26 protein-coding genes are annotated in these 14,820 nt (G+C 54.3%); 20 read left to right on the forward strand and 6 right to left on the reverse strand.

The window, feature by feature from the left end; translation table 11 throughout:
* The first annotated feature begins 197 nt into the window (after positions 1–197).
* From D8U61_RS26170 to D8U61_RS26190, 5 genes are all read left to right on the forward strand, one after another.
* Positions 198–572, forward strand: coding sequence for a type II toxin-antitoxin system RelE/ParE family toxin (locus D8U61_RS26170; RefSeq protein ID WP_206663101.1), 375 nt, complete (start codon positions 198–200; stop codon positions 570–572).
* A 4-nt stretch (positions 573–576) separates the two neighbouring features.
* Positions 577–1,002, forward strand: a complete 426-nt coding sequence (locus tag D8U61_RS26175; protein WP_177433373.1) for an XRE family transcriptional regulator — start codon at positions 577–579, stop codon at positions 1,000–1,002.
* Entirely contained in the window at positions 977–1,396 is a 420-nt protein-coding gene (locus tag D8U61_RS26180; protein WP_177433374.1) for a protein-export chaperone SecB, read from the forward strand. Before D8U61_RS26175 ends, D8U61_RS26180 begins: the two co-directional genes overlap by 26 nt.
* 430 nt (positions 1,397–1,826) lie before the next feature.
* On the forward strand, positions 1,827–2,630 hold the full coding sequence (locus tag D8U61_RS26185; RefSeq protein ID WP_130927941.1) for a zinc ribbon domain-containing protein: 804 nt from the start codon (positions 1,827–1,829) through the stop codon (positions 2,628–2,630).
* Positions 2,631–3,063: 433 nt separating this feature from the next.
* Positions 3,064–3,261 carry a hypothetical protein gene (locus tag D8U61_RS26190; protein ID WP_130927942.1) on the forward strand — a complete coding sequence of 66 codons (198 nt, stop codon included), beginning with the start codon at positions 3,064–3,066 and terminating at the stop codon, positions 3,259–3,261.
* Between the two features lie 148 nt (positions 3,262–3,409).
* On the opposite strand, the gene D8U61_RS26195 is transcribed toward D8U61_RS26190, so the two are convergent.
* Entirely contained in the window at positions 3,410–3,649 is a 240-nt protein-coding gene (locus D8U61_RS26195) for a YceK/YidQ family lipoprotein (protein WP_130927943.1), read from the reverse strand.
* Positions 3,650–3,823: 174 nt separating this feature from the next.
* Between D8U61_RS26195 and D8U61_RS26200 the strand changes: the two genes are divergently transcribed.
* The 8 genes from D8U61_RS26200 (at position 3,824) to D8U61_RS26230 (ending at position 7,201) form a co-directional block, all read left to right on the forward strand.
* Positions 3,824–4,228 carry a hypothetical protein gene (locus D8U61_RS26200; RefSeq protein WP_130927944.1) on the forward strand — a complete coding sequence of 135 codons (405 nt, stop codon included), beginning with the start codon at positions 3,824–3,826 and terminating at the stop codon, positions 4,226–4,228.
* Positions 4,225–4,431 (forward strand): hypothetical protein, encoded by a 207-nt coding sequence (locus D8U61_RS26205; RefSeq protein ID WP_130927945.1) that lies wholly within the window; start codon positions 4,225–4,227, stop codon positions 4,429–4,431. The genes D8U61_RS26200 and D8U61_RS26205 overlap by 4 nt, the downstream gene beginning before the upstream one ends.
* A complete protein-coding gene (locus D8U61_RS26210) occupies positions 4,413–4,607 on the forward strand; it encodes a hypothetical protein (RefSeq protein WP_130927946.1) in 195 nt (64 codons plus the stop codon). Before D8U61_RS26205 ends, D8U61_RS26210 begins: the two co-directional genes overlap by 19 nt.
* Positions 4,604–4,729 (forward strand): hypothetical protein, encoded by a 126-nt coding sequence (locus D8U61_RS28245; protein WP_277751630.1) that lies wholly within the window; start codon positions 4,604–4,606, stop codon positions 4,727–4,729. Before D8U61_RS26210 ends, D8U61_RS28245 begins: the two co-directional genes overlap by 4 nt.
* Positions 4,730–4,885: 156 nt before the next feature.
* Entirely contained in the window at positions 4,886–5,623 is a 738-nt protein-coding gene (locus D8U61_RS26215; RefSeq protein WP_130927947.1) for a hypothetical protein, read from the forward strand.
* Positions 5,620–6,183: a siphovirus Gp157 family protein gene (locus D8U61_RS26220; RefSeq protein ID WP_110646855.1), complete on the forward strand. Its 564-nt coding sequence runs from the start codon at positions 5,620–5,622 to the stop codon at positions 6,181–6,183. The genes D8U61_RS26215 and D8U61_RS26220 overlap by 4 nt, the downstream gene beginning before the upstream one ends.
* A 7-nt stretch (positions 6,184–6,190) precedes the next feature.
* On the forward strand, positions 6,191–6,784 hold the full coding sequence (locus D8U61_RS26225; RefSeq protein WP_130927948.1) for a hypothetical protein: 594 nt from the start codon (positions 6,191–6,193) through the stop codon (positions 6,782–6,784).
* A 69-nt stretch (positions 6,785–6,853) separates the two neighbouring features.
* A complete protein-coding gene (locus D8U61_RS26230) occupies positions 6,854–7,201 on the forward strand; it encodes a hypothetical protein (RefSeq protein WP_130927949.1) in 348 nt (115 codons plus the stop codon).
* A gap of 12 nt (positions 7,202–7,213) precedes the next feature.
* Here the strand turns inward: D8U61_RS26230 and D8U61_RS28175 are convergent, their stop codons facing one another.
* On the reverse strand, positions 7,214–7,885 hold the full coding sequence (locus D8U61_RS28175; protein ID WP_130927950.1) for a DUF4145 domain-containing protein: 672 nt from the start codon (positions 7,883–7,885) through the stop codon (positions 7,214–7,216).
* Positions 7,886–8,505: 620 nt separating this feature from the next.
* A complete protein-coding gene (locus D8U61_RS26240) occupies positions 8,506–8,694 on the reverse strand; it encodes a hypothetical protein (RefSeq protein ID WP_130927951.1) in 189 nt (62 codons plus the stop codon).
* A gap of 92 nt (positions 8,695–8,786) precedes the next feature.
* Between D8U61_RS26240 and D8U61_RS26245 the strand changes: the two genes are divergently transcribed.
* Entirely contained in the window at positions 8,787–9,533 is a 747-nt protein-coding gene (locus tag D8U61_RS26245) for a phosphoadenosine phosphosulfate reductase (protein ID WP_241663658.1), read from the forward strand.
* 6 nt (positions 9,534–9,539) lie between these two features.
* Here D8U61_RS26245 and D8U61_RS26250 read toward each other — a convergent pair whose 3' ends face one another.
* Positions 9,540–10,199, reverse strand: coding sequence for a hypothetical protein (locus D8U61_RS26250; protein ID WP_130927952.1), 660 nt, complete (start codon positions 10,197–10,199; stop codon positions 9,540–9,542).
* Between the two features lie 97 nt (positions 10,200–10,296).
* Here D8U61_RS26250 and D8U61_RS26255 point away from each other — a divergent pair, with 97 nt between their 5' ends.
* Positions 10,297–10,941 (forward strand): hypothetical protein, encoded by a 645-nt coding sequence (locus tag D8U61_RS26255; RefSeq protein ID WP_130927953.1) that lies wholly within the window; start codon positions 10,297–10,299, stop codon positions 10,939–10,941.
* 84 nt (positions 10,942–11,025) lie between these two features.
* On the opposite strand, the gene D8U61_RS26260 is transcribed toward D8U61_RS26255, so the two are convergent.
* A complete protein-coding gene (locus D8U61_RS26260; protein WP_130927954.1) occupies positions 11,026–11,466 on the reverse strand; it encodes a hypothetical protein in 441 nt (146 codons plus the stop codon).
* A 3-nt stretch (positions 11,467–11,469) separates the two neighbouring features.
* Positions 11,470–11,913 carry a hypothetical protein gene (locus D8U61_RS26265; RefSeq protein ID WP_130927955.1) on the reverse strand — a complete coding sequence of 148 codons (444 nt, stop codon included), beginning with the start codon at positions 11,911–11,913 and terminating at the stop codon, positions 11,470–11,472.
* A 313-nt stretch (positions 11,914–12,226) separates the two neighbouring features.
* Here D8U61_RS26265 and D8U61_RS26270 point away from each other — a divergent pair, with 313 nt between their 5' ends.
* The 5 genes from D8U61_RS26270 to D8U61_RS26290 all read left to right on the forward strand — a co-directional run bounded on the left by D8U61_RS26270 (position 12,227) and on the right by D8U61_RS26290 (position 14,804).
* Positions 12,227–13,009 (forward strand): hypothetical protein, encoded by a 783-nt coding sequence (locus D8U61_RS26270; RefSeq protein ID WP_130927956.1) that lies wholly within the window; start codon positions 12,227–12,229, stop codon positions 13,007–13,009.
* A 73-nt stretch (positions 13,010–13,082) separates the two neighbouring features.
* Entirely contained in the window at positions 13,083–13,544 is a 462-nt protein-coding gene (locus D8U61_RS26275) for a hypothetical protein (RefSeq protein ID WP_130927957.1), read from the forward strand.
* Positions 13,545–13,593: 49 nt separating this feature from the next.
* Positions 13,594–13,839: a hypothetical protein gene (locus D8U61_RS26280; RefSeq protein ID WP_130927973.1), complete on the forward strand. Its 246-nt coding sequence runs from the start codon at positions 13,594–13,596 to the stop codon at positions 13,837–13,839.
* Positions 13,836–14,561 (forward strand): hypothetical protein, encoded by a 726-nt coding sequence (locus D8U61_RS26285; protein ID WP_130927958.1) that lies wholly within the window; start codon positions 13,836–13,838, stop codon positions 14,559–14,561. The genes D8U61_RS26280 and D8U61_RS26285 overlap by 4 nt, the downstream gene beginning before the upstream one ends.
* Positions 14,562–14,612: 51 nt before the next feature.
* Positions 14,613–14,804 (forward strand): hypothetical protein, encoded by a 192-nt coding sequence (locus tag D8U61_RS26290; RefSeq protein WP_110598764.1) that lies wholly within the window; start codon positions 14,613–14,615, stop codon positions 14,802–14,804.
* Positions 14,805–14,820: the final 16 nt, after the last annotated feature.

The following is a 14,820-nucleotide window of genomic DNA, read 5'->3' on the forward strand; positions in this document are numbered from 1 at the left end:
AGCCAAGGAAGGATGCAAGCTGTGAGCTATTCAGAGAGCATCGCTGATCGATGCGCAAAGGTCTTTCCAGTCGTCGCGTTCCATATAATTTCACAATTTCCTGCTGGCAACGAGTTAACCTATAGGTTAATGTTTGTGTGTGAGTCGAGCCTGTCAGGTGCACCTTGGAGCTAAAAATCCACTTCAAGAACCGATGGATGATCGTCTCACCGATGGAGAGTGATGGTCGCTCTCAGGTCGAAATTTTCATGGATGACGTGAGCGCGAATTTCCACTCCAACATCAGTGGATTGATGGTGATGATGGAAAGACATAGCAAGCATGGTTGCGAAACCTTCAACACAGAGCAATGTCACTATGTAGACCAGAGCGAAAAAATTTACGAGTACATTAAGGGCAGGTTACGGTTTTTCTGGTTTGAAGACGAAGACAGGGTGATTGTATGTACACATGGCATTGTCAAAAAATCTCAGAAAACCCCGAAGCGCGAGATCGAAAAAGCGCTTCGCGTAAAAGCGGCATACTTACTCAGTAAGTCGCGCCGAAGCCTACAGTTTATTGATGAGGCATAAAGTTATGATGAAGTCATTCAAGGAAAGAATGGAAGCTCTTAGGCGCACTCACGTATATTGCGTTGAGCAAGCCAAGCTGGAATTTGTAAGCGGCATAACTAGGCTTATGAAACACAAGGGAATCAATAACAAGGCTCTAGCAGTAAAACTTAATACTAGCAGCGCCTATGTTACTAAAGCGTTGAGAGGCGATACTAATTTTACTATCGACTCTATGGTTAAGATCACTCACACGCTGGGTGGCCGCATCCATATCCACGTCGCTGACTCTGTTGCAGACGTCCATTGGCTTGAAAAAATTCAAGGCGGTGCCCCTACTCAGGGGGAAGTCAGGGCAGACCTTAGCGCTATCGACCATCCTGAAAAAATCTCGAATCTTTCAATGATTTTGCATGAGATCGATAATGAAGAGCGCAAAATTTACGCTTGATCAAATGTTCTACACAGAGTTCTCTGTCAAGGCGAACGCGGCCTTTAAAAGAGATTGTGAAGAATACCCAACGGAACCGAAAGTAAGTATTCACATCACGCCTACTGACGAAAACCGCTATGTAGTCGGTATGAATCTTGTGAAAAATCAAGAAGTCGATGCTGATGCCTATGATGCCCGCGTAGTTGCAATTGGGATTTTTGTTGTCGACGATGATATAGAAAAACAAGAACAAATAGCATTGGTGGTTCAGAGCGGGCCCAATATTCTTTATGGATCGATTAGAGACCAAATAGCCTCTCTAACTGCTCGCGGACCATGGGGAGAATATTTACTTCCTCCTAAAGTATTTGAACCAGATGATTACGCCTCCTTTGATGGTTCAAGCTCATAAAGAAAAGCCCGGCCCTGCGCCGGGCTTTGTGTTTCCGCGTCACCCATCGCTGAGTCTCGCCGATGCTCTGTAAAAATTTGACCAGGCTAGGCCGCTGAAACCCAATATTCCTGCCACGACGTTCCCGTTCTGCTTGATCGCTGAGTACAGCCCGGCAATCCAGCGCGGCGTCCCCTCCACAAATTTCCCATTCAAACCTAGGTAGGCACTTCCCAGAAGAACAATTCCGAGCGCTGCTATAGCCAGCACAACGGTCGCGACTCCCCGAGCCTTCATTCCACACTCACTCGTATTCACGGCCCGATCCCTCAGATGCGCATCTCGAATAAAGCTATTGCACGCGATCGGAGGGCTCGTATTCCCTCTCTCGGCCAATGGTGGCGCACAGCCACGAATGTTAAAATTTCGGCTCAATTGAGGGAGGGATCCAATGAAAGGTTTTGGGACCGTTGCAATGGTTGTCGGCATCTGCTGGCTGGTATTTGCGCTTGGTATGGATGTTTCCGTCGCGACGGGATCCGGCGGTAGGGTCAACAACCTTGGGCTCATGGCTGACCGCCAAGTGCATACCATCGTAGGCGGCGTGATTATGTTGGCAGGCTTACTCATGATTTTGCTGGGGGGCAAATCCTCCGCGGCCCAAGCTGGCGCTGACACCGACACTCGCCCCTGCCCTCTCTGTGCCGAATCTATCAAGATGGCAGCAATAAAGTGCAAACACTGTGGTGCTGACGTTGAGCCGATGGCAGCTCCAAGACTGAAAAATGGATGGGTCGCTTCAACTTCCTGCCGTGACGAGGAAGAGCAGCTGCGCACGATAGAAGCCATTGCTGCCACCGGACTTCCCGTAGTTTCGATGGTCGGCCTGGCCGTTGGCGCAGGGCCATTCGAGACGAAGGACGAAGCCAAGCAAGCCCTGATCACAATGCGAGACGGCCCGAGACTGTTCAGCGAGATTGTTTACAGGGATTCAGTGAGCGGGAAATATCCGCCTATCACTGACAGTATTATCGAGCGTTCCTTTCAGGGTTGGACAGTTCGGATCAAAACCCCTCCAGCAGACTCGATCAGAATTGAGAACCTGCTTGAAAGTCTAGCGATACCAGTGCTTGCGGTAGATGGCAACACTATCATCACGGGACCCTTTGAGAATGAGCAATCCGCCCAAGTGGTTTCTGTGGAACTCAGTGACAATCATGATATTCAGTGCAACATGTACTGGGTGCCGTCTTAAAGCTGATCCAACGAGACGACCTATCAAGCCCGCTGACCGCGGGCTTTTTTACGCCCGCAAAAATTATTATTAGCAGCGCTATTTACTTTGAATAGCAGCACTGCTACTTTTATTCGCAAGCCGGATGACTCCAGCAAAGCAGCGAAAGCCGCGCAGCTCTTTAGCGACACCCTTTGCCGGATTACCACCGGCCCAGATTCGAAGGCAGCGATGAACCGGCCTCAACGGTTCAGAGGGTTGGCAACTGACCCGGGCGTGCAGCGTAAATCGTCGAAAGCAGTTATCCAGCGGGAGAACAAGCCGAAAGGCCCGCGGCTGGAAGAACAATTTGAATCGATCTGTACCGCGCCAGTAGCGCCGAAGGATCAGCGGAAAGTTTCACTGATGCACCTGGTGACGGGTGCATTGGGAAAACAACCGAGGGCAAGACGAGATGATCATCATCGAAGACGACTTCACAAGCGGCGCCCAAGTGAGCATGCAGATGGACAAAGAGGCGGCTGAGCTGTTCGTGTTTCATTGTCCCGCTGGTCAAGGCTGCAAAGTCAGCAAGTGGCCTCTCGATAGCTTCCACATGCCAATCGCGGTGGCTCATTACGAACAATGCTGCGAGCTGGAACGCGCCGTCTGAACAACCAGCGCCACGACAGCCTGTCGGTAACTGCCCGATCCTCTCTATGAGAGCGCATCGGGGTGTGATCTGAGTACCGTCTGGCTGCGTGAGAGCAATGTCAGGCAAACGTCATGCAGATCACACCCCGATGCGTACACCCGATAGCTCAAAGGTTGCAGCTGTATTGATATTCGAACGGGAAAAAGACGGTATCGACCACCAGAGAAAACGGCGCGTCGATCAGCAAAAAGGGAATCAGCTTTCCTTTGGAGGTACCCACCAACCACCAGTCGAATCGCAAGCCAATGTAGGGGCACCGGTGCTTGTCATAGTCCATGCGCATGGCGGTTGCCATACACCCACTCAGGCTGGCAATCAGCACCAGTAAAATCGCTTTTCGAACCACGTAACGTCCTTATTACTTCTTTGTGCGGAGCTGGATAGACGCTGGCGCGCAGAGTTAGTCACCCTCCCCCGACACCACCCGAATGCACTCCCCTCCGCGCCCAACGGCAACCAGCGGAGCGGATGAGTGCATCCGAGTTTTGTTGGATCAACACCCGCCACTCTGGAGGCGACCATGTCAGCTCTACGCAAACTCATCCCGGAAGAAGAGTTCCTCGATACGAAGGCAGGTCAGGAATGGCTGACCGAGTCGGTCGAAGATCTGCTTTCTCGGCAACACGTGGAAGCGCCGAATCCGGTAGGCCGAAGCAAGGTACTGGTCAACGCAGACCACTTGCCGGAGGCGCTGGCGGATTACATGGCTGCGAACCCAGACCCAGATCGGTACATCGAGAAAATCCTGATCGAACTGATCAGGCGGCAAGACGGCGGGGTTCTGCACACCTGGGCCGTTGAAGCCGTCGGCGGTGATCCGCAAATCGTTCGGTCGCTCGCCGCCGACTTGGTTGCCGTGCACGCCAACGAATACCGCGACGCCAAACGCGAAAGCGATCTCGTCGAGCAGGAGTGTGGGTTTTGAGTCCGCACGTCCTTATTGGCGAAGAGTTGGAGACCTTGCAGCACCCAGAAACGCCGATCAGTTGGTCGCTGATGATTCAGAAGACCATCAGCGAAATGATGACCGACGAGCGCATCACCATCGAAGAATTCAACCACTACTGCGGACGCCTCAACAAGATTGTTGCCAGGCGCAAGGAGTCGTCATGGCTACCCCAATCGTGAAATCGCTGGTCGCTGAACAGCTCGAGGATATCGAGCGCCGCATTGCGATTCTCGGCTTCGGCCTGGCCTTTAACGAAGTGATCGGCCGCAAGCGCGAGGATCTGGTCGACAGCCTCCCGCAGCGCCTGTCGGTGACCATGAAAGGCGGGCGTATCGCTGTGAGGGCTCGGCCATGAACCTTGTCTACTGGATTCTCGTAGTGATTCTGGTTGCCGGTGCAGGTTTCTACGGAATCGTGAAAGACGGCTCGGGCACTTGCCAGGTGCCGCGTTCCACCACCTACAACGTGTTCCGATGACCAGCCTTCAGCGGGCGCGCCGCGTGCTGATCCGGCGCGGCTCGTTCCCAGTCCTCGCAATCTACACATTCCTGATGCTGCTCAGCGCCCTCGCCGACCGCATCACTCAATAACCCAAGCATTCAATCGCTGCGCATAGCGCGGCAAGGATTCCTCATGTCCACGAATACGCGGATCTGGGATCAGGTCAACACGACCGATCCGAGTGCCACCAAGAACTTCACAGGGATGGGCGGCTTCAAGGGTACGGCCATCAAGCCGACCTACCTGATGCGCAAAGCCACCGAAGTGTTCGGCCCATGCGGTGAAGGCTGGGGATGGACCATCCTTGAAGAGCGATTCGACGAAGGTGGCCCGCTGCAAGCGCCGACCAAGGAATGGCCGACTGCACCACTGATCAACGCGAAAGTCCACACCGTGAGAATTGAGCTTTGGTATCAGGGCGAAGGCGGACAGAAATGTACCGTGACGCACTACGGGCACACGCCGTTCGTTCTCCTGCAGCAAGGCAAAATCATCACCGACTGGGAGGCGGCGAAGAAGTCACTCACAGACGCGATCGGTAAATGCCTCCAGCCGCTCGGATTCGCCGCGGACATCCACATGGGGCTGTTCGATGACGCCGCATATGTCGAGACGGTTCGCGATGAGGTCGCAATCGCCAAGGCTCAAGACAAGCAGGAAGAGATCGACCGCCAGCAGCAAGAACGGCTCGAGTACATCAAGTCGGTCATCGAAACCATGGGCGGCGCCCAGTCAGCCCAAGAGTTGAAAAAAATCCACGATGTCGCCGTTCGAAAACTGAGTCTCCGCAAAGATACCAAGGGCGTTGAGCGAGTCTCGTTGGAATGGAAACGAATCAAAGAAGCATCTGAACGGGAGAACGCAGCATGACTCAGCTCTACGCACTGACCGGCAAGCTCGCCGAACTTCAGGGGATGGCAGACACCGACGACGAAGGCCTGAAAGAAGCCCTGCAGCACGCCATGGACGAAATCCAAGGCGAGTTCGAGGTGAAGGCTGACAACATCGTCATGCTCCGCCGCAACATTGAAAGCGACGTGACGGCCATCGACACGGAGATTGAACGACTGACCGAGCTCAAGCGCATCAAATCCAACAGCGTTGCGCAGATCAGCGATTACCTGCGCCGGAATATGGAAGCCGCCAACCTCAAGTCGATCAAGCGCCCGCTGTTCACCATCACCTTGGCCCTGGGCAAGGAGAAGGTCATCGTCGACAACGAGGACGCGGTGCCGGACGAGCTGACATCCGTGAAAACCAGCATTGCCCCGGACAAGAACGCGATCGCCGCCAAGCTCAAGGAAATTCGCGAGCATAACGAAGCTGTGCGCAAGCGCATGGCCGCCGGCGAAGACGCAGGACATGAGCTGATCGAAGAGCCGGCCTATGCGCACTTGGAGCGCGGCGACAGTTCGATCCGGATCAAGTGAGGCCAGCATGATCAGCAACCACCTCAGCCTGGTCGAAGCCCTTCGGCCAAAATCCAACGAGCTGGCGACGCAGGTCGAAGAGTTCCTGGCCGCCGGCGGCAAGATCGAAGAAGCCGAGCCCATCGGCTACAAGCCCAAGCCGATCAGCTACAGCAACCAGATGCCGCCGGCGCCGAAGCCATTCGTTCGGCGTCGCGCGCCTGTCCCGCCTCAACCGCTGTCAGCTCAAGACATTCGCCATCAGGAGCGCATGCAGCAGCTCGAACGGATTCGCGAAATGGCTCCGATGCACACGCAGGCTGAGATTGTTGAAGCGCTCGGCATCAGTCGCCGCACGCTATACAACATCGCCCAGACCCACGACCTGACGTTCAAGGGTGCGGCTCGCGGCCGCCTGACCGGTAAAGACCGGGAGGAGCATCTGGAAGCCCGCGATGCGAAGTTCGCCGAGCGGATCAGGGCGTTCCTTGAACTGGGCATCACTCGCCGGCAGGTGTGCGGACGCCTCGGCATTGCCAATAAAACACTCGAGCGGATTCTCGCCAACCACGGCATCGATTATCCGAAGGCGCGGCGCGGCTGTACTTCATGCGCCGCATAGCTCGAACCCAACAACGCAAACGACAGACCTGGCTGGACTTGCCGGCCAGCGGAATTGAAGAGGTAGGCCATGGCCGAAGTACAGGAGCCGACGAAGGAAGCCATCAAGCAGAAGAAAAAGCGCGAGAAGGCGGCAGCAAAGGACGCCGCATTGGGCGTCGAGAAGTTTACGGTTGAGGTGGCCGGGGTGTTCAAGCCTGATCTGAAGAAGGTGATGACGGATCACGGAATCAACAATCAGCAGGACATCCACCAGCGGTTGCTGAAGAACCTTATCGGCGCCGATTTCGAAACTCAGGCTTGGATGCTGCGGAATGTCACGACACCTTATGAGCCAAGCGAAAAGGTGTCGCGAGCATTTTACGAGAAGAGCATGGCCGAGATTGCTGAAGATCCTGGTGATGAAATTATTCAATGAAAGTAGTAAGCATTATTTATTGTCCGCTGCGGCCTTTATTTTGGCTAAGTGAGCTTGACGCTTAAACCGAGCGATGTACCAATCCTTTATCAATGTTTCGATAAGCTCCAAGAGAAGCTGCGCCTCTTCAGGATCAACTTCAACAATTATGTTGATATCCTTTTCCATATGAGCGCCGATATTACCAATTTTCCGAACAGCATCTATTGCTGCCCACGTGTCCGGATCAATTTTATCCTCAAGGGCTATAATTTCATCTACAAGACGCCCCTTCACTATTTTCCAATAATCTCTGATGATTCCCTGCAGGCATCGACGAGAAAGTGTTGCAGAAGCTTTCGGACTAAGATTTAAAATTGCGCATGCTTCTTCATAGTCTTGACGGATTGGATCAGGGACGTAATCGGGAAATACAACGGCACTACTTGAAGGTTTCAATGCCCAGTTTTGAATTATCGGCGCTGCCAGCCTGGTTCGACCACCGACATATTGCGTGTGACCAAAACTTGCATTGAGAGTAACTTCTTTACAATCATTGTTTGGACAGACCGTTGAAACAATCTGAAATCCAAGCTCTTTACCTAAAGAATTATTATGTTCAAAATAGTGAAAGCCAACGCTTTGGTTTTCCGCGGTAATTGTTGAAGCGTGTGAGCAATAAGGACAGCGCCAGTTATATGCCATTCTATTGATACCCCAAGCAAATTTGAGAATTATTTAGTTAGTTTACAACTTTAGATATTACCTGAAATCACCCTCACCCATCACCGTGCGTAGCGCCCACTCAACCGAGCCGCGTACTGAGTCTCCGTGCCGGGCCGAACACAAATACCCCACTTATCAGGGTTGCGCCACTGCGAACGGCAGGATGGTCGGAAATGGTCGAGCACTAGGCTTGCGTCACTGATCAACCAGCCGCTTCGATCTCATCGCCGGAGCAGGCCACCCAACCAACTCACCCTTCACAAGAGGCTGCTGGGCGCGGCTCTGAAATACAGCGGTGTGGCTATCGACAATCGGGACCAGGTCGCGATCGTGCGTAGGTTGGAATCGCTCACGCATCGCGGCGACATCGAATTTTTTGCCGACGTGCTCACCCAAGAAGCGACGGCTGATTTTGTAACGTCCGCAGTTGAAGCACACAAGGTCGTCCCAATCGCCGTAGATTCCCTTGCGGTACGCTTCCCCCCAGCAGATCCAACACATACATCTCATAACTCGTCTCCTGATGCCCAGATAGATTCGGGCAAAACGGCGAGGGTTCACTGAGAAGTGTTGAACGAGCGTGTCACCTGTCGGCTGGATTACGCGCTGCTCGGCGCTTCAACGATTCGGTGCGCCGAATCCATGTAGCTGGCCAGGTCGATCACCTCCCGAAGGAACACGACCACCTCCAGCTTCACTGCATCGTCAGGCAGCCCTATCCGTTTCAGCATCGCTTTAGCGTCCTCTTCGATAGCCGCTAGCGCATCTACATCGCTCTGCAACCTCATGTCGGCCTCCTGCCAGTGTGAGATTGCAGATAAATACCCCACTTCTACGAATCACGCCAGCCGGCGAGGCAGTCGGCTGTCTGGAGAACACTATGCCCATCATGGTCAGCTACGGCGCCGGCACCAACAGCACCGCCATGCTCGTCGAGATGGTGAGGCGAGGCGAGCACGTCGACGTCATAACCTTTGCCGATACCGGCGGGGAGCGCCTAGAAACTTATCAGTACCTTGACATGTTCAGCGCGTGGCTCATTGATCACGGCATGCCTGAAATTATTCGTGTGAAAAAAGGCGGCAAGGTAGAAACGCTCGAAGAGAACTGCCTCCGGATGAACATGCTCCCGAGCGTGGCTTATGGCTGGAAATCCTGCTCGCTGAAATTCAAGGTCGAGCCTCAAGAGAAGTTCGCCAACAACTGGCAGCCCGCCAAGGATGCGTGGGCCGCCGGCGAGAAGGTGATCAAGTGCATCGGTTATGACGCCGGCGAGCCGCAGCGCGCAAAGTTCGACGAGGACAAGAAGTACCGTTGGCGTTACCCGCTCATTGAGTGGGACATGGGGCGAGACGAATGCATCGATTCAATTCGTGCCGCTGGCCTGCCGCTGCCCGGGAAGTCCTCCTGCTTCTTTTGTCCCAACAGCAAGATCCCAGAGATTCTGGCACTGCCTCCTGAACTGAAGCTTCGAGCACTCGAGATGGAAGCGAACGCCGACCTGACATCGATTGCAGGCCTTGGGCGTCGCTGGCGATGGGCCGATCTGCTTCGCTCACATCATGAACAAATGGATATGTTCGATCAGCCCGCTGATATGCCTTGCGGTTGTTACGACGGCGAGTAAGCGCAATTACTTGCCAGCCTTCGCCTTCTCCCACTCTTGCTTGAGTATATGCTGGCACCATTCCACAACGTCTTGGCATGGTTTTTTGGCGGAGCCTCCAGACTTGTCGCACTCGATTGCTGCTTCATTTACAGCTTTCAAGAGCTCTTTTGAATCAACTTCATCCGGATTCAGTAGCAACTCGATTTTGGATTTTAGTCTCGCAACTTCCTTCATCGCTTGGATGTGTGAGTTAACCCAATCGATATGCATCTGGTGAGCCAGCTGCGGCTCGGCTTTTAACTTATAGCTATAGTTTGATTGCGCTGAATCCCAGTAGATGTTGAGTCGCTGAACATTGAAGGCCTCGGAAACAAAGCAAGAGCATGTGTCGCGCAGATCGTTTATCCAGGCTTGACGACTCGCCTTTAGAGAATTCTTCTCTGCCACAGACTCTTGACTGGAGATAGTCCTGTTTGTGGAATTCTCCTGATGCGCAATCGTTTTTAGTAAATCTTCGGCCTGCTGCCGTGCGTTGTGATTTGACGTGCGAACTGACAACCATGTTCCTAAGCCAAAAATAACGACTGTTACAGCGAAACCTATCAACGTTGGGTAATCCACACCCGTCTCAACGACAACCTTCGGGACCTGTTCAAGGTAAACCACTGACGTTTCGTAATTCATACATACCTCATCGCAAATCGATAGACCCTACCTCGCCGCATAGCAAATTGCCACACCACCCTCCACCGCTCGGGCATGCCCCGGCATAGGACGCCCCATGCCCAAAGAAAACAAACCGGCCGAGCCGCTGAAGGTTGAGCGCTCGACTGTGACCAAGCTGGTGATCACCGGCGCGGCGCGTCTCGACGCGATTACCGTGTTCCTTGAGGACTTCGGCCGCCGCGACTGCCCTACTGAATCCGACCCGAGCTATCAGACCGCCCAAGGCAAGATCACGGTCAATTGCTGGGACAAGAGCTGGAGCGCCTACTGGGGTGGCATGGGTCCGCGCACGGTGGCCGAGTTCGTGGCCGACTGTGATTGGCACTACGTCCTGAACTGCCTTGATCGCGGTATCAGCAGCACGCGGTTCAGCGGGAATGCCCTTCACGCCTTCGCGAAAAAATGCATCGTCCAGCGCCGACGACAACAGGCCGGGCGACACGACTGGGAGCTGGATGAGCTGAGCAAAGATGAGGCGCGTGAGCTCTGGCACGACATCGAAGTTCTACGAAGCGTCGAGTCGCCGAACGAATGCTGGCATCACGACAGGCTGCTGACTGAACTGTTTGGTGATGAGTGGCACTACCCGGTTGGCGACAAGGCAGTCGATGAGAATCACGAATTCAACTATCTGCGCCGGGTGGTGCAAGCGGCACAGGGCGCGCTGCGCCAAGAACAGCCGCAGCACGAGACAGCATGAAGCGCATCTACATCAGCGGTCCCATGACCGGCCTGTCCGGTTCCTGTTTTCGCGCCTTCGCTGCCGCGGCCGCAGAAGTAGCATTTAACTTTCCGTGGACTGCTTACGGTTTACTGCCCTACTACTTGGCTTGCGTTTTGCGTCAGGCTGCCAATTTAGCTCATTCTGCATGAATTCTGCACTTCTATCCATATGACTAAATATCAGCTGATTTCTCTTAGATACCGCGTGCTCTCGCTGATGCTCATCCACTCCAACCTTTTCCAGATACTTATCATATTTGCGAATCATACCATCAACTTCAAGATCGAACTTGTACAACCTCCACTTTCTAACTGCTAGCTCTTCGACCTCACCTACAATCCCTGCTATTAACAAGGTAAGTGCAGGTACAAAATACGATACTGTTTTGACGAGCGTACCGTCGGCTGCATTATTTACCGCGACAACGGCGGCGGAGCCAACAGCGGCTGCGAAAAGAGTAGAAAATTTCCCTGAGGGGTCCCGCCTGCTCGACTTGTCCATGATTTAAAACACCTCAGAAAACTTATCCATAACATCCTTAAATGCGTACGTCATGGCATCTACTCCATATTTTATAAGGAGTTGGCTGTTATCGTCGTCAAGATCAAAAAACTCAAATGCTAGACACAGAGCTTCATCATCATACCAGCACTTCGTAACTCGATACTCTTGAGCGATATATTTCTCTATATCTCTAATGCGCTCCGACGAAGTATCTTCAACCGCTGTTTGCAGGTAGATACCGACAAATTTGTTATCCACAAAATCAAAGAGCATGGAATATGCTAGTTCATGCGGGCCGCTAAACCAGATAATATCTTCTTCATCACTATCATCGGACTCAACACGATAACCAAGCTCACCACATATCCCCACATACCTTTTTCTTTCCGAGAGTAGTTTTGTTTTGCTTCTTTTTTTTGGATTCATTGGAATTTTATCAGTCACAGAACGCCCCCCTAATATTTAATAAATCAGGCTAAATAATATTAACAATCATCGATTTGGCCAGCTGAGTGGCACCACTGTCGTTCGACTCTCACCGCCCTAACTACCCGATAAGTCTACCACTTGAAGCATTGAACACCATGCTGTCAGAGATTCTTAGCTGCAACGGGATAGCCCAATTGCCTAGTACGGCTGCTCATCGCATACATAGACAACTGGCGCTCAGTGACGACCGATAGCACACGCCTTCACCATAAGCGACCCGTAACCCCTCCCCCTTCAAAGTCAGCCGCTATAGCGGCAAGGACGAAAAATGCCTATCGAGAAAATCGAAAAGGAGGCTGACCTCTGCGCGCTGTTCATCCAGGAGTTCAACGAACTACCCGGCTGGACCTGCTACCCCGAGGCCGCTGGCTTCGACGTGCTGGTAGTGCACGAAGACGGTCGGCAGATCGGCGTCGAGGCCAAGATGCAGCTGAACGCCAAGGTTGCCGATCAGATCCTGCCCTGTCGCGGCGACGACCTTTATGGGCGCGCCGGCCCGGATTACCGGCTGGTGATCGTGAGCAAAATCACCGATGCAAGCAAAGGCATCGTGAAGATGCTGGAACACCTCGGCGTCAAAGTGATGGTTCCGAGACAGAGCTGGACCCGGCAAGGCAACTGCCTGACCTTCAGCCTCGACCATTCTCTGCTGGAGGTAAGCGGGCACAAGCCTTTCTACGACTGGTACATGTTCGACTGGAACCCGCCTGAGCGCTGCCAGGTGCCGGTGCTGGTCACGAACTTGCCGGCTGGCGTTCCCTCTCCTGTGCGCCTGACACCGTGGAAAGAGTCAGCGTTGAAGGTGCTGGCCCAGCTACGGCGCCAAGGTTTCATCACAGCCAAGCAGATTGCCAGCCACGGCATCGGCGTAAGCGCGTGGACGCAGGCACCGGGAAGCAAACCGGCATGGCTGGCAAAGGGCGCCGTGCGCGGTACTTGGATCGAAACTGAACATCTGCCGGCCTTCGACAAGCAGCACCCGGACGTCTACGCCTTGGCCGTCGAAACCCTGGCCGCAACAGCGCCAGCAGAATTGGAGTTGTCGCCATGATCACCAAGCGCTTACTCGGCTCCACCCTCTTCTTCTGGGTTCCATTGGTACTGACCATAAAGGCGGTGATCGGATGAAAGTAACCGACTCAGAAATCCTGCGCGCCATCTGGCGAGCGCAGGTAAAACGAACCGCGAAGGGCGTTATCGTCAATTATATCGGTGGCGGCAAAGGGCTCACCGGTGATCGCGATATCGACCGCCACCATGCGCAGTACCTGAGCATGATCAGCCGCGGCGGCCTTGGAATCGAACTCAGCAAAGGGCAGCTTGCGAGACGCATCAAGGCCTTGGTGGGCACGGGATGTCTGCAATGGAATGGTCGGCCTGGGAATGCTTACGAGTTCCAAGCCCCGGCAGCCACCGAGATGTTCCACTTCGCGCGTAACTGGTGGGCAGATCGCGGCGTGCCGGCCGGTTTCGACCGAGAACAAAATCGCATGCGCACGATCAGGCTCAGCGATTACGAGGTATTGGTCGGCCAGCTCGAGGAAGAGCTGATGCGGTTATTCGGCGATCGAGAGGTGACGCCATGATCGCCCTCGCCTGGTTCGACTACGTGTACTGCTACAAGGGGCCGCGGTGATGAACATTTACCGACACACATTCGCAGCCGTCTGCCCGGCCGACGGCGAAACGATCATCTACCGGCTTGAATTGCGATCAACATCGATGATCCACGTCGAGCACATCAAAACCGCGACCGCGCTGATCAAGCATGGCTGGCACGAACAAATCGCTGACAGCCTTTCCGAAACTCTCGGCGGCGACCAAACCATCATCGCCACCCATCAGGGCGTAGAAATCGAAACGGTGAGGCTCAGCGGATGATTCATTACCACGGCACGCCAGTCGGCGGTAAGCGCGAGGATGCCGCTAAGTTCCTGGCCGGGCGGCACGCGCTGGTGCCGTTCCCACGCAAGGACGATCTCGGCATCGTCGCCGATGTTTGCAAATCGTTTGTTTTCGATAACGGCGCATTCACTGTGTGGAAGAAAGGCGGTCAGGTAGATGTCGACGGCTATACGCGCTGGGTAGAAGACTGGCACCGACACCCCGGATTCACATGGGCGCTCATACCGGACGTCATTGATGGTGACGAAGAGGCGAACGACGACCTTGTAAGGCAGTGGCCAGAGGATCTACGCGGCGTGCCTGTTTGGCACTTGCACGAATCGCTTGAGCGGTTGCAGCGACTGGCGAGGTGCTGGCGAACTGTCGCCCTCGGCAGCTCGGGGCAATGGGCTGCGCCGGGCACAGGATCATGGTGGAAGCGGATGGCTGCCGCGATGGACGCTATCTGTGACGACCAGGGTCGTCCGGTGTGCCGGCTACACGGGCTGCGGATGCTCGACCCAGCAATTTTCCAGCATTTGCCTTTCGCGTCCGCCGACTCTACAAACGCCGCAGTGAACGGCGGAAGCATCAGCCGATTCGGGATGTACGCCGCGCCCACCGCCGGCCAGCGCGCCAACGTCATCGCTGATCGAATCGAAGCACACAACAGTTCGCCGATCTGGCAACGCGAAGCCCAGGTCGAACTCGCTTTATAACCCCTCCCCCAACTCAACAGCCTGCCGGTGTACGGCGGGCGAGGATTCCTCATGGCTTTCATCATCCCCACAGCACTCAAGTGTCCGAAGTGCGGCTACACCGGGCACGCTCAGCTTCAGACCACTCAGGCCGGTTATTGCCCTCAGTGTTTCGATGAGTTTCTTCAAAAGAACGTGCCGCGCCTGGTGGTAGATCCCGACGGCAAACCTTTCGATCCGAACAGTCAGGTAGTGAACCTGTAGCCCACACCACCTTCTG

This window comes from Pseudomonas sp. Sample_14, assembly GCF_004307515.1.
Classification (GTDB): domain Bacteria; phylum Pseudomonadota; class Gammaproteobacteria; order Pseudomonadales; family Pseudomonadaceae; genus Aquipseudomonas; species Aquipseudomonas atacamensis.